Raw genomic sequence first — 12,120 nt, forward strand, 5'->3', positions numbered from 1 at the left:
ACGGATCTCCGAACGCGGTAGCACGATGGAGGCGGCGCGACAACTCAGTTTCGACCGACAGTGAAGGAACAGCGTGGCTTCCGGATCCGATCGCAACCCGATCATCATTGGCGGCCTCCCGAGCCAGGTCCCGGACTTCGATCCCGAGGAGACCGCGGAGTGGCTGGAGTCGCTTGACGCTGCCATCGACGAGCGCGGGCGCGAGCGCGCCCGCTACCTGATGCTGCGGCTGATCGAGCGCGCCCGTGAAAAGCGTGTCGCCGTGCCCGAGATGCGCAGCACGGACTACGTCAACACCATCGCCACCAAGGACGAGCCGTTCTTCCCCGGCAACGAGGAGATCGAGCGCAAGATCCTGAACGCGACCCGGTGGAACGCGGCCGTCATGGTCTCCCGCGCCCAGCGCCCGGGCATCGGCGTCGGCGGCCACATCGCCACCTTCGCCTCCTCCGCGTCCCTGTACGACGTGGGCTTCAACTACTTCTTCCGCGGCAAGGACGCCGACGGCGAGTCCGGCGACCAGGTCTTCTTCCAGGGCCACGCCTCGCCGGGCATCTACGCCCGCGCCTTCCTGCTGGACCGGCTCACCGAGCAGCAGCTCGACGCCTTCCGCCAGGAGAAGTCCAAGGCGCCCTACGGCCTCTCCAGCTACCCGCACCCGCGGCTGATGCCGGACTTCTGGGAGTTCCCGACCGTCTCGATGGGCCTCGGCCCGCTCGGCGCGATCTACCAGGCCCGGATGAACCGCTACCTGGAGCACCGCGGCATCAAGGACACCTCCGACTCGCAGGTGTACGCCTTCCTCGGCGACGGCGAGATGGACGAGCCCGAGTCGCTCGGCCAGCTCTCGCTGGCGGCCCGCGAGGGCCTGGACAACCTGACCTTCGTGGTGAACTGCAACCTGCAGCGCCTCGACGGCCCGGTCCGCGGCAACGGCAAGATCATCCAGGAGCTGGAGTCGCAGTTCCGCGGCGCCGGCTGGAACGTCATCAAGCTGGTCTGGGACCGCAGCTGGGACCCGCTGCTGGCGCAGGACCGCGACGGCGTCCTGGTCAACAAGCTGAACACCACCCCGGACGGCCAGTTCCAGACCTACGCCACCGAGACCGGCTCGTACATCCGCGAGCACTTCTTCGGCGGCGACCTGCGCCTGCGCGCGATGGTCGAGAACATGACCGACCACCAGATCCAGCACCTGGGCCGCGGCGGCCACGACCACCGCAAGGTCTACGCCGCGTTCAAGGCCGCCCGCGAGCACAAGGGCCAGCCGACCGTCATCCTGGCGCAGACCGTCAAGGGCTGGACGCTGGGCCCCAACTTCGAGGGCCGCAACGCCACCCACCAGATGAAGAAGCTGACGGTCGAGGACCTGAAGCGCTTCCGCGACCGGCTGCACCTGCCGATCACCGACAAGCAGCTGGACGAGGGCTACCCGCCCTACTACCACCCGGGTCGCAACTCGGAGGAGATCCAGTACATGCACGACCGCCGCGAGGAGCTCGGCGGCTACGTGCCCACCCGCAAGGTGCGCCCGCGCAAGCTCGAACTCCCGGGCGACGACGCGTACAAGGCGGTCAAGAAGGGTTCCGGCAACCAGACCATCGCCACCACCATGGCGTTCGTCCGGGTGCTCAAGGACCTGATGCGCGACAAGGGCATCGGCAACCGCTTCGTGCCGATCGCGCCCGACGAGTACCGCACCTTCGGCATGGACTCGCTGTTCCCGTCCGCCAAGATCTACAACCCGCTCGGCCAGACCTACGAGTCGGTCGACCGCGAGCTGCTGCTGGCGTACAAGGAGTCCCCGGCCGGCCAGATGCTGCACGACGGCATCTCCGAGGCCGGCTGCACCGCCTCGCTGATCGCGGCCGGCTCCTCGTACGCGACGCACGGCGAGCCGCTGATCCCGGTGTACGTCTTCTACTCGATGTTCGGGTTCCAGCGCACCGGCGACCAGTTCTGGCAGATGGCCGACCAGCTGGCCCGCGGCTTCGTGATCGGCGCCACCGCCGGCCGCACCACCCTGACCGGTGAGGGCCTGCAGCACGCCGACGGCCACTCGCACCTGCTGGCCTCCACCAACCCCGGCGTGGTCGCCTACGACCCGGCCTACGGGTACGAGATCGCGCACATCATGCAGGACGGTATCCGCCGGATGTACGGCTCCTCCGCCGAGCACCCGCACGGCGAGGACGTCTTCTACTACATCACCGTCTACAACGAGCCCATCAAGATGCCCGCCGAGCCGGAGAACGTCGACGTCGACGGCATCCTCAAGGGCCTCTACAAGCTCTCCGACGGCGCCGCCGGCCAGATCCCCGCACAGATCCTCGCCTCCGGCGTGGCGGTGCCGTGGGCCCTGGAGGCCCAGCGCATCCTCGCCGAGGAGTGGAACGTCAAGGCGGACGTCTGGTCGGCGACCTCCTGGAACGAGCTGCGCCGCGACGCGGTCGAGGCGGAGGAGTTCAACCTCCTGCACCCCGAGGAGCCGCAGCGCGTCCCGTACGTGACCACCAAGCTCTCCGGGGCCGAGGGTCCGTTCGTGGCCGTCTCCGACTGGATGCGCGCCGTCCCGGACCAGATCTCCCGCTGGGTCCCCGGCCAGTACCAGTCCCTGGGCGCCGACGGCTTCGGCTTCGCCGACACCCGCGGCGCGGCCCGTCGCTTCTTCCACATCGACGCGCAGTCGATCGTCCTGGGCACGCTCACCGAGCTGGCCAAGCAGGGCAAGATCGACCGCTCGGCGCTGAAGGACGCGATCGACCGCTACCAGCTGCTCGACGTGGCGGCGGCCGACCCGGGCGCCGCGGGCGGCGACGCCTGAGCGCAGGCCGCTAGCTGAAAGGTCCGCCCGGAGCAGGGAACTCCCTGCTCCGGGCGGACCTTTGTGTCTCCGTCCCCGCACGAGAAGCGGGATCCGCCCGGGGCGGGGGCCTGCCGGGCGGATCCGTGGGGGTGTGCGTCAGATGTGGACCGCGGGGCCGCTCTCGTTCACGCCGCGGCGGGTGAGCAGGCCCAGGCCCGCCGCCGCCAGGGCGACGACCGCGGCGACCACGAAGGCCACGCCCATGCCGCTGACGAACGAGGAGTGGACGGCGTCGGCGACGCCCTGCACGACGGTGTCCGGGGTGTTCGGGCCGAGGTCGCTCGCCTTCGGCGCGATGCCGAGCTGCGCGCCCTGCTTGAGCAGTTCGCCCTCCGGGCCGCCGGGCAGCGGCTGGCCGGTCGCGGCCTGCCACTTGCCGGGCAGCGCGCCGGTGACCTTGGAGGCCATCACCGCGCCGAGGACGGCGGTGCCGAGGCTGCCGCCGACCTGCATGGCGGCCTGCTGCAGGCCGCCGGCCACGCCGGACAGCTCCAGCGGGGCGTTGCCGACGATGACGTCGGTGGCACCGACCATGACCGGGCTGAGACCCAGGCCCATCAGCAGGAACCAGAGCGACATCACGCCGGTGCCGGAGTCGACGTCCAGGGTGGACATGCCGAGCATCGCGGCGGTGGTGAGCACCATGCCGCCGACGATCGGGATGCGCGGCCCGACCTTGCCGATCAGGAAGCCGGCCACCGGGGCGCCGACGATCATCATGCCGGTCATCGGCAGCAGGTGGACGCCGGCGTCGACCGGGGCCATCCCGTGCACGTTCTGCAGGTAGAAGGTGACGAAGAAGATGCCGCCGAAGAAGGCGAAGGCCATCAGCACCATCAGCAGGGTGCCGGCCGAGAGCGGCACCGAGCGGAACAGCGAGAGCGGGACCAGCGGCTCCTTCGCGTACTTCTGCCAGACGGCGAAGAACACCAGGGCGAGCAGCGCGCCGCCGAGGAACAGCAGGGTGGCGGGGTCGCCCCAGCCCCAGCCGGGGGCCTTGATGATGCCCCAGACCAGCATGAACATCGCGCCGGAGAGCAGCACGATGCCGGGGACGTCGAAGGACTTGGCGGCGTTCTCGGCCCGGACGTCCTTGAGCACCAGCAGGCCCAGCACCAGGGCGATGACGCCGACCGGGATGTTGATGTAGAACACCGACTCCCAGTTGACGTGCTCGACCAGCAGGCCGCCGACGATCGGGCCGGCCGCGGTGGAGGCGCCGATGACGCCGCCCCAGATGCCGATCGCCATGTTGAGCTTCTCGGCGGGGAACGCCCCGCGCAGCAGGCCGAGCGCGGCGGGCTGGAGCAGCGCGCCGAACAGGCCCTGGAGCACCCGGAAGAGGATCACCTGCTGGATCGAGCCGGCGAAGCCGATCGCGGCGGAGGTGGCGGCGAAGCCGACCGCGCCGACCAGGAAGGTGGTCTTGTGGCCGAACCGGTCGCCGATCTTGCCCGCCGTGATCAGGAAGACCGCGAGGGCCAGCAGGTAGCCGGAGGTGACCCACTGGATGTCGGAGGGGGTCGCGTTCAGGTCCTTGGCGATGGCCGGGTTGGCGATGGCGACGACGGTGCCGTCGAGGGCGACCATCATGACGCCGACGGCGACGGTGAGCAGGGTCAGCCAGGGGTGGCCCCGCAGCCTGCCACCGGCGGACGGAGCCGCTTCCTTGTCGATTACTACGGACTGGCTCATGGTTCGGGACTTCCCCGTTCGTGTGGTGTGGCAGGAACCGCTGGGGGACGGAAGAGCGGCGTCCGGCCCTCACGCCCGTCCCCACGAGCTCCACGACAGACGGACGCCGCCACCGGGGAACATTATGTCAGCTGCTGACATTCGACAAACGGTGACTCCTGTCACTTGATGCCAGAAGCTGATCGCGGCGCTATCGTTGGCCCCATGGCCACCCCCACCACCGCCGCCGACCCGCAGCCCGTCGGCCTGCGCGAACGCAAGAAGCGGCGCACCCGGGACGCCCTGGTCGACGCCGCGCACCGGCTGTTCCTCTGCCACGGCTACGGGCGCACCACGGTCGACGAGATCGCGTCCGAGGTGGAGGTCTCCCAGCGCACCTTCTTCCGGTACTTCGCCAACAAGGAGGAGGTCGCGCTCGCGGTGCTGGCCGAGGCCGAGGAGTCGTTCCTGGAGTGCCTGCGGGCCCGCCCGGCCGCGGAGAACCCGCTGGAGGCGATGCGCGGCGCGGTCCGCGAGGTCTGGCAGAGCGTCGACCGGGGGCGGGGCACCGGCCCGGCCGCGCTGGAGCTGTTCGAGCTGATCGAGTCCACCCCGACGCTGCTCGCCGCCCACCTGCGGCACTCCATCCAGCAGGAGGTCGAGGTCGCCCGGATCCTCGCCGACCGCGAGGGCCTCGACCCGTCCGTCGACCTGCGCCCCCGCCTGCTGGCCGCCGTGTTCGGCACCGTGGTGCGGATCTCGCACCTCTCCTACGCCGCCGCCCCGGACGCCGACAACCACTCGATGGACGGCATGCTGGCCCTGATCGAGCGTCACTTCGACCAGTTGGGACCGGCCCTGGCCGGCTCCTGGCGCTAACCGGCCCCCGGCGCCGACCCGGCCGCGGCCCGAGGCGGCGTCAACTGTCGGTGGCGGCGCCTACCCTGGCGGCCATGGCGACCTTCGAGGAACTGACCGCGCTGGCCCTGGCGCTGCCCGGCACCCACCAGGAGGAGACGTGGGAGCAGGTGACGCTGCGGGTGGGCCGGAAGATCTTCGCGATGGGCCGCCCGGAGACGGGGGAGGCCACCGTGAAGGCCGCGCCGCCGGAGCAGGCCGAACTGGTCGCCGCCGCGCCCGGGGTGTACTCGGTGGCGCCGTACACCGGCCGGTTCGGCTGGGTGCGGGTGCGGCTGGCCGGGGTGGAGGCCGACGAACTGCGCGAACTGCTCACCGACGCCTGGCGTTCGGTCGCCCCGAAACGGGTGGTGCAGGGGTACGAGGGGTAGCGTCCGGGCGAATGTGACGGGGAACACTGTTTGCTCCCTGCCCCGCGGGTCGGTCGCCCTCTACTCTGGCTGACTAGTAGTTGGCAGTCACAGCACCGTCGGGCCCGTCCCGCCGCGATGTACCGGCCCGAGGGAGTGGACGCCATGCACCGCAGGCGGGTCAAGCGAATCCTGATCGGCGTGTTCGCCGGCTGCGCCGCCCTGGTGGACGCGGGCGCCGCCGCCGCACAGGCCGCCGCCTCCAACGAGCAGCTGGCGATCACCACTCCGCCCGCGGGCAGCGCCGCCTGGGTCGCCGACCAGACCTTCGGCCACCCGCTCCCGGACCCGGCCACCGCCGACCCGGCCGCCGTCGCCGCGTTCTTCTCCTCGCTGGCGCCCGCCGAGCTGAACCGCCTGGTGGTCGAGTACCCGCTGGTGGTCGGCAACCTGGACGGCGCCCCGCTGGACGTCCGCTACCGCGCCAACCGGGTGGCCGTCGCCGCCGAGCGGGACCGCGCCCGGCAGCGCGCCGCGGACCCCACCCTGGACTCCACCACCCGCGCGCTGGCCGTCTCCCGCGCCAACGACTCGGAGCGGCTGCTCGGCGCGGACCGGCAGATCCTGGCCTTCGACCCGCGCGGCCGCGGCCTGGTCACCGAGGTCTGGGGCGACCTGGCGAGCGCCCAGCGGGTCGCCGTCCTGGTGCCCGGCTCGGACGCCGACCTCGGCCACTTCGACCAGAGCGGGGACCCGCTGCGCTCCCCCGCCGGCATGGCCCGCGCGCTGTACGCCGAGGAGCACGCCCAGGCGCCCGGCACCCGCACCGCGGTGATCGCCTGGACCGGCTACGTCACCCCGCAGGGCCTCGGCCCGGACGCGGTCACCTCCCGGCTGGCCGAGGCCGCCGCGCCGCGGCTGAACCGGCTGCTGGCCGGCCTCAAGCAGACCACCCACCCGGACGCGCCGCCCGCGCTGCTGTGCCACTCGTACGGCTCGGTGGTGTGCGGCACCGCCGCCCCGTCGCTGCACGACGCGCAGCCCACCGACGTGGTGGCGTTCGGCAGCCCCGGGATGGGCGTCGACTCGGCGGCCGAGCTGGGCAGCGGCGTCCAGGTGTGGGCGGCCCGCAACCCCGGCGACTGGATCGGCAACGTCCCCTACCTGGAGGTCGGCGGCCTGGGCCACGGCGCCGACCCGACCACCCACGCCTTCGGCGCGGTGTCGATCTCCTCGCTGGGCGCCAACGGCCACACCGGCTACCTGGCCGACGGCACCGCGAGCCGGCACAACTTCGCCGCCATCGCGCTCGGCCACTACGGCGAGGTCAGCGGCCCGTCCGAGAGCCAGGGCTGACCGACCGCCGCCCGCCCCGCCGCTGCGGGGCGTCACGGCTCGCAGGGGTCAGAGCTCCCGGGCGTCCGCCGTGGCGCTCATGTCGGCGTAGCGGCCGCCGGTCACCCGGGCGGAGATCGGCTCCAGCTCGGCCAGCTCCTCCTTGTCCAGCACCAGCCGGGTCGCGGCCAGGTTCTCCTCCAGCCGGGCGCGCCGACGGGTGCCGGGGATCGGCACCACCGCGGTCAGGCCGTGCACCTCGGTGCGCTGCTGCAGCCAGGCCAGCGCGACCTGCGCGGCGGTGGCCCCGCGCCGCTCGGCGATCCGCCGGATCGGGGCGACCAGTTCGGCGTTGCCGGCCGCGTTCTCGCCGGTGAACTGCGGCAGCTGGCGGCGGAAGTCGCCCGCGTCCAGCTGCCCGGCGTCGGCGAACGCCCCGGTCAGGAAGCCCCGGCCGAGCGGCGAGTACGGCACCAGCGCCACGCCCAGCTCGGCCGCGGCGGGCACCGCGCTGCGCTCCACGCCCCGGGCGAAGATCGACCACTCGGACTGCAGCGCCGCGATCGGGTGCACCGCGTGCGCCTCCCGCAGCTCGGGGCCGGTCACCTCGGACAGGCCCAGGTGGCGCACCTTGCCGGCCGCGACCAGTTCGGCCATCGCGCCCACCGACTCGGCCAGCGGCACCTGCGGGTCGCGGCGGTGCATGTAGTAGAGGTCGATCACGTCGATCCCGAGGCGGCGCAGCGAGGCGTCCACCGCCTGCCGGATGTACGCCGGGTCGTTGTTGACGCCGCGGAACTTGGCGTCGTCGGCGCGCCGCTCGATGGCGAACTTGGTGGCCAGCACGACCTGCTCGCGGTGCGCCCGGACGAACGGGCCGATCAGTTCCTCGTTGGCGCCCGAGCCGTAGACGTCGGCGGTGTCGAACAGGGTCACGCCCAGTTCCAGCGCCCGCTCCAGGGTGGCCAGCGCCTCGTCGGTGTCGGTCGGGCCGTAGAACTCGCTCATGCCCATGCAGCCCAGTCCCTGCACGCCCACGACCGGGCCGTTGGTGCCGAGCCGGGTGGTCTCGATGCTGCTGCTCATGCGCTCTTCCTGTCCTGTGCGGTGTGGTTCCGGGTCGTCGTCCCGGCGGGGGCCGGACGGTCGGGCTCGGCGTAGTGGTCGATCTTCCGGTCGATCACGGCGAGCGTGGCGTGCAGGTCGGCGAGCCGCTGCCGCACCTCCGCGCGGTGCGCGACCAGCAGGTCCCGCCGCTCGGCCCGCGTCCCGTCCCCGGCCCGCAGCAGCTCGACGTACCGGACCATGTCGGCCACCGGCATGCCGGTCAGCCGCAGCTTGGTCAGGAACGCCAGCCGGGCCAGGTCCGCGTCGCTGTAGCGGCGCTGCCCGGCGTGCGAGCGGTCCACCGGCTCCAGCAGCCCGATCCGCTCGTACCAGCGCAGCGTGTGGGCGCTCAGGCCGCTGGCGGCGGCCACCTCGCCGATGCCGTGACGGGCCGTCAGGTCGGGTGCGGGGTCCGGGTCCGCGAACGCCCGCTCGCACTCCGCCGTCCCCTGCTCGGGCACTGCCATGGTTTCCGGACTCCCGTCTCGACGACAACGACGACGCTACCGAGTTGGAGCGCACTCCAAGCAAGCCTGGCACGCCGACGGCCGTCCCGGGAGCGGCCCCCTGGGTAGAGTGCGCCCATGCAGAGCTTGCGGATGATCGAGGACTGGCCGGTACCCCACGCCGCGGCGGCGGTGGTCCGCGGGAGCGACGGCGCGCTGCTGGGCGCGCACGGCCCGCAGGACCACCTGTTCCCGCTCGCCTCGGTGACCAAGCTGCTCAGTGCATACGCCGCGCTGGTCGCGGTCGAGGAGGGCGTCTTCGAGCTCGACGACCCGGCGGGCCCCGACGGCTCCACCGTCCGCCACCTGCTGGCGCACACCTCCGGCCTGGCCTTCGACGAGCACCGGGTGATGGCCGAGCCCGGCAACCGGCGGCTCTACTCCAACGCCGGCTTCGACGTGCTGGCGGCGACGCTGGAGAGCGCCTCCGGGATCCGGTTCGACCAGTACGCCGCCGAGGCCGTCTTCCAGCCGCTCGGCATGCACGCCACCCTGATCAACACCGCCCACCGCGCCCCCGCCGGGGCGGGCGGCCTCTCCACCCTCGCCGACCTCACCCGCTTCGCCGCCGAACTGCAGTCCCCCAAGCTGCTCGACCCGGCCACCCTGCACGCCGCCACCCGCGAGGTCGCCTTCCCCGGCACCAGCGGCGTCCTGCCCGGCTTCGGCCACCGCCGCCCCAACGACTGGGGCCTCGGCTTCGAGATCCGCGACCACAAGTCCCCGCACTGGACCGGCACCGCCAACTCCCCCGGCACCTTCGGCCACTTCGGCCAGTCCGGCACCTTCCTCTGGGTCGACCCCGCCGCCGACCTCGCCTGCATCGCCCTCACCGACCGCGACTTCGGCCCCTGGGCCGCCGAGGTCTGGCCCCGACTCAGCGACGCGGTCCTGACCGAGAACGCGTAGCGCGGAACCAGGGGCGCGGGGAACCGCGCGAGCGGGTCCGCACCCGTCGCGGGATCGCGAGCGGACGTCGACCCACCGCCCGCCCCGCGACCCTGTCGGCACCACCCGGCCGTCCCGCCGTCCCGCTAGCCGTACTGCACGGGCGTGTGCATCTCCCACAGCAGCAGTTCGACGCCGTCCTCCCCCGCCGTCGGGTCCGCGAACGCGTCGCCCGTGATCCGGACGGAGTCGCCGGCGGCCGCCGAACGGCCGCCGCCCTGCGGGCCGGGGACGGTGCGGTAGCCGACCGAGCCGGCCACCACGTGGACGTAGCGGTAGGGGGCGGCGGGCAGTTCGGGCAGCGGCATCCAGGCCGGGGCCCGCACCAGCCACAGGGCCGCGTCGCTGCGCCGCAGCCGCAGCGCCCGCCCGTCGGGCCGGCCGGAGGCGAGCAGGGTGAGCCCGTCGCCGTCCGGGACGGTGCGCAGGCCGACGCCCGGCGCGGAGCCGTACTCGTCGGGCTGGAGCCACATCTGGACGAAGGTGACCGGTTCGGTGGCCCCGCCGGGGTTGCGTTCGGTGTGGCTGATGCCCGTGCCGGTGGACTGCACCTGCACCGTGCCGCGCCGCAGCACGCTCGCGTGGCCCGCGTCGTCGCGGTGGGCGAGCGCGCCGGAGACGATCCAGGTGACGATCTCGGTCTCGCTGTGCCGGTGCGCCTCGTACCCGGCGCCGGGGGCGATCGTCTCCTCGTTGCAGGCGAGCAGCGCGCCGAAGGAGGTGTTCTTCGGGTCGTAGTGGCCGGAGAAGGAGAAGGCGTGCCGGGTGGTGACGCCTTCGGCGGGTTCCGACAGGTAACGCTCGGCGGTGCGCCTCAGGTCGGCGCGGCCGCGCTCCTTGCGGCCGGGGCCGGACGCCGGTTCGAGGGGTTCGAATGCCTGCCCGTCCTCGGGCGAAGAATCCACGCTCACGGGCACCACGGTAGCCGGTGTGACGGGTGCCACCGGACGACATCGGGCCGGGTGTGCACGAGCACCCGTCGGCGTGAGGCAGGCTAGTGCCGTGCCATCCGCTTCAGCGAAACCCGACAAGCCCTCCGACCGGTCGTCCGGCGAGCGCTCCTCCCCGGAGCGGTCCGCCGAGAAGGTCCAGGAGAAGAAGCCCGCCAAGCGCCCCGCCGCCGGGCGTCCCGCCGGGGTGCCGGGCCGGGGCCGGATGACGGCCGAGGAGCGCCGGCTGGCCGCCGAGCGGGCGGAGCTGCGGGCGGCGACGCTGAAGCGGCTGGAGAAGTCGGCGGGCAAGCTGGCGTCCGCGGCGATCGCCCGGATGGACGACCAGCTGGCCTGGTACCGGCGGATGCCGCCGGAGCACCGCTCGTGGATCGGCCTGGTCGCGCAGGCGGGCATCGCGGCGTTCACCGAGTGGTACCGGCACCCGGAGGCGCCGCAGGCGATCTCCACCGACGTGTTCGGCACCGCGCCGCGGGAGTTGACCCGGGCGATCACGCTGCGGCAGACCGTGGAGCTGATCCGCACCACCATCGAGGTGATGGAGGAGGCCATCGAGGAGGTGGCCGCGCCCGGCGACGAGGCGGGGATGCGCGAGTCGGTGCTGGTCTACGCCCGGGAGATCGCCTTCGCCACCGCCCAGGTGTACGCGCAGGCCGCCGAGGCGCGCGGCGCGTGGGACGCCCGGCTGGAGGCGCTGGTGGTGAACTCGCTGCTGTCCGGGGACGCCGACGAGGGCGTGCTGTCGCGGGCGGCGGCGCTCGGCTGGGGCCAGCCCAGCCAGGTGCGGGTGGTGATGGGCAGCGCCCCGGACGGGGACAGCGAGCTGGTGGTGGAGGCGATCCGGCGCGCCGCCCGGTACGCCAAGCTGCACGTGCTGACCGGGGTGCTGGGCCGCCGCCTGGTGGTGGTGGTCGGCGGCGAGAAGGAGCCGGTGCACGCCGCCCGGGCGCTGATCGGCCAGTTCGCGCCGGGCCCGGTGGTGGTCGGCCCCACGGTCGGCGACCTGCTGTCGGCGACCCGCTCGGCGCACGCCGCCGCGCAGGGTCTGAAGGCGTGCGCGGCCTGGCCGGACGCGCCCCGCCCGGTGCTGGCCGACGACCTGCTGCCGGAACGGGCGCTGGCGGGCGACGAGGTGGCGCGCCGTCAGTTGGTGGAGGAGATCTACACACCCCTGGAGGAGGCCGGTTCGGCGCTCCTGGAGACGCTGAGCGTCTACCTGGAGCAGGCGTCCTCGCTGGAGGGCGCGGCCCGGATGCTCTTCGTCCACCCGAACACCGTGCGCTACCGGCTGCGTCGTGTGACAGACGTCACCGGCTATGCTCCGTCAGACGTACGTTCGGCCTTCACCCTGCGCATCGCCCTTGCTCTGGGGCGTCTCGGTTCCGGCTCTGACCAGGGCTGAACCGACTGTAGGGAACCCACAAGCCGACGTGCTTTTCTTCGTCATCGTCGCCTACCCGCCCCCG

General features: G+C 72.9%; 10 protein-coding genes. 6 read left to right on the forward strand and 4 right to left on the reverse strand.

Features of this window, described 5'->3' with window-relative positions; genetic code table 11:
• Window positions 1–73 precede the first annotated feature (73 nt).
• Window positions 74–2,824 carry a pyruvate dehydrogenase (acetyl-transferring), homodimeric type gene (gene aceE, locus HUT16_RS10605; protein WP_176187699.1) on the forward strand — a complete coding sequence of 917 codons (2,751 nt, stop codon included), beginning with the start codon at window positions 74–76 and terminating at the stop codon, window positions 2,822–2,824.
• A 138-nt stretch (window positions 2,825–2,962) separates the two neighbouring features.
• Here the strand turns inward: aceE and HUT16_RS10610 are convergent, their stop codons facing one another.
• Window positions 2,963–4,561, reverse strand: coding sequence for an MFS transporter (locus HUT16_RS10610; protein ID WP_176187701.1), 1,599 nt, complete (start codon window positions 4,559–4,561; stop codon window positions 2,963–2,965).
• Between the two features lie 204 nt (window positions 4,562–4,765).
• On the opposite strand from HUT16_RS10610, the gene HUT16_RS10615 reads away from it, so the two are divergent.
• The 3 genes from HUT16_RS10615 to HUT16_RS10625 all read left to right on the forward strand — a co-directional run bounded on the left by HUT16_RS10615 (window position 4,766) and on the right by HUT16_RS10625 (window position 7,164).
• Window positions 4,766–5,419, forward strand: a complete 654-nt coding sequence (locus HUT16_RS10615; protein WP_176187703.1) for a TetR/AcrR family transcriptional regulator — start codon at window positions 4,766–4,768, stop codon at window positions 5,417–5,419.
• A gap of 74 nt (window positions 5,420–5,493) precedes the next feature.
• Window positions 5,494–5,829 carry an MmcQ/YjbR family DNA-binding protein gene (locus HUT16_RS10620; protein WP_176187705.1) on the forward strand — a complete coding sequence of 112 codons (336 nt, stop codon included), beginning with the start codon at window positions 5,494–5,496 and terminating at the stop codon, window positions 5,827–5,829.
• Window positions 5,830–5,973: 144 nt separating this feature from the next.
• A complete protein-coding gene (locus tag HUT16_RS10625; RefSeq protein WP_176187707.1) occupies window positions 5,974–7,164 on the forward strand; it encodes an alpha/beta hydrolase in 1,191 nt (396 codons plus the stop codon).
• A 48-nt stretch (window positions 7,165–7,212) separates the two neighbouring features.
• Here the strand turns inward: HUT16_RS10625 and HUT16_RS10630 are convergent, their stop codons facing one another.
• Window positions 7,213–8,229 (reverse strand): aldo/keto reductase, encoded by a 1,017-nt coding sequence (locus tag HUT16_RS10630; RefSeq protein WP_176187709.1) that lies wholly within the window; start codon window positions 8,227–8,229, stop codon window positions 7,213–7,215.
• Window positions 8,226–8,717 carry a MerR family transcriptional regulator gene (locus tag HUT16_RS10635; protein WP_176187711.1) on the reverse strand — a complete coding sequence of 164 codons (492 nt, stop codon included), beginning with the start codon at window positions 8,715–8,717 and terminating at the stop codon, window positions 8,226–8,228. The genes HUT16_RS10630 and HUT16_RS10635 overlap by 4 nt, the downstream gene beginning before the upstream one ends.
• A gap of 117 nt (window positions 8,718–8,834) precedes the next feature.
• Between HUT16_RS10635 and HUT16_RS10640 the strand changes: the two genes are divergently transcribed.
• Window positions 8,835–9,665: a serine hydrolase gene (locus tag HUT16_RS10640; protein ID WP_176187713.1), complete on the forward strand. Its 831-nt coding sequence runs from the start codon at window positions 8,835–8,837 to the stop codon at window positions 9,663–9,665.
• Window positions 9,666–9,790: 125 nt separating this feature from the next.
• Here the strand turns inward: HUT16_RS10640 and HUT16_RS10645 are convergent, their stop codons facing one another.
• Entirely contained in the window at window positions 9,791–10,615 is an 825-nt protein-coding gene (locus tag HUT16_RS10645; RefSeq protein ID WP_254897747.1) for a pirin family protein, read from the reverse strand.
• A 244-nt stretch (window positions 10,616–10,859) separates the two neighbouring features.
• Here HUT16_RS10645 and HUT16_RS10650 point away from each other — a divergent pair, with 244 nt between their 5' ends.
• Window positions 10,860–12,056 (forward strand): CdaR family transcriptional regulator, encoded by a 1,197-nt coding sequence (locus HUT16_RS10650; protein WP_176192606.1) that lies wholly within the window; start codon window positions 10,860–10,862, stop codon window positions 12,054–12,056.
• The last annotated feature ends 64 nt before the right edge of the window (window positions 12,057–12,120 follow it).

Origin of the sequence: Kitasatospora sp. NA04385, assembly GCF_013364235.1 — a bacterium.
GTDB lineage: Bacteria > Actinomycetota > Actinomycetes > Streptomycetales > Streptomycetaceae > Kitasatospora.

Bases quoted from the DNA above. Each gene is read 5' to 3' on its own strand.
- HUT16_RS10650 (WP_176192606.1), top strand. From the start codon at position 10,860: ATGACGGCCGAGGAGCGCCGGCTGGCCGCCGAGCGGGCGGAGCTGCGG.
- HUT16_RS10640 (WP_176187713.1), top strand. From the start codon at position 8,835: ATGCAGAGCTTGCGGATGATCGAGGACTGGCCGGTACCCCACGCCGCG.
- HUT16_RS10635 (WP_176187711.1), bottom strand. From the start codon at position 8,717: ATGGCAGTGCCCGAGCAGGGGACGGCGGAGTGCGAGCGGGCGTTCGCG.
- HUT16_RS10615 (WP_176187703.1), top strand. From the start codon at position 4,766: ATGGCCACCCCCACCACCGCCGCCGACCCGCAGCCCGTCGGCCTGCGC.
- HUT16_RS10620 (WP_176187705.1), top strand. From the start codon at position 5,494: ATGGCGACCTTCGAGGAACTGACCGCGCTGGCCCTGGCGCTGCCCGGC.
- HUT16_RS10625 (WP_176187707.1), top strand. From the start codon at position 5,974: ATGCACCGCAGGCGGGTCAAGCGAATCCTGATCGGCGTGTTCGCCGGC.
- HUT16_RS10630 (WP_176187709.1), bottom strand. From the start codon at position 8,229: ATGAGCAGCAGCATCGAGACCACCCGGCTCGGCACCAACGGCCCGGTC.
- HUT16_RS10610 (WP_176187701.1), bottom strand. From the start codon at position 4,561: ATGAGCCAGTCCGTAGTAATCGACAAGGAAGCGGCTCCGTCCGCCGGT.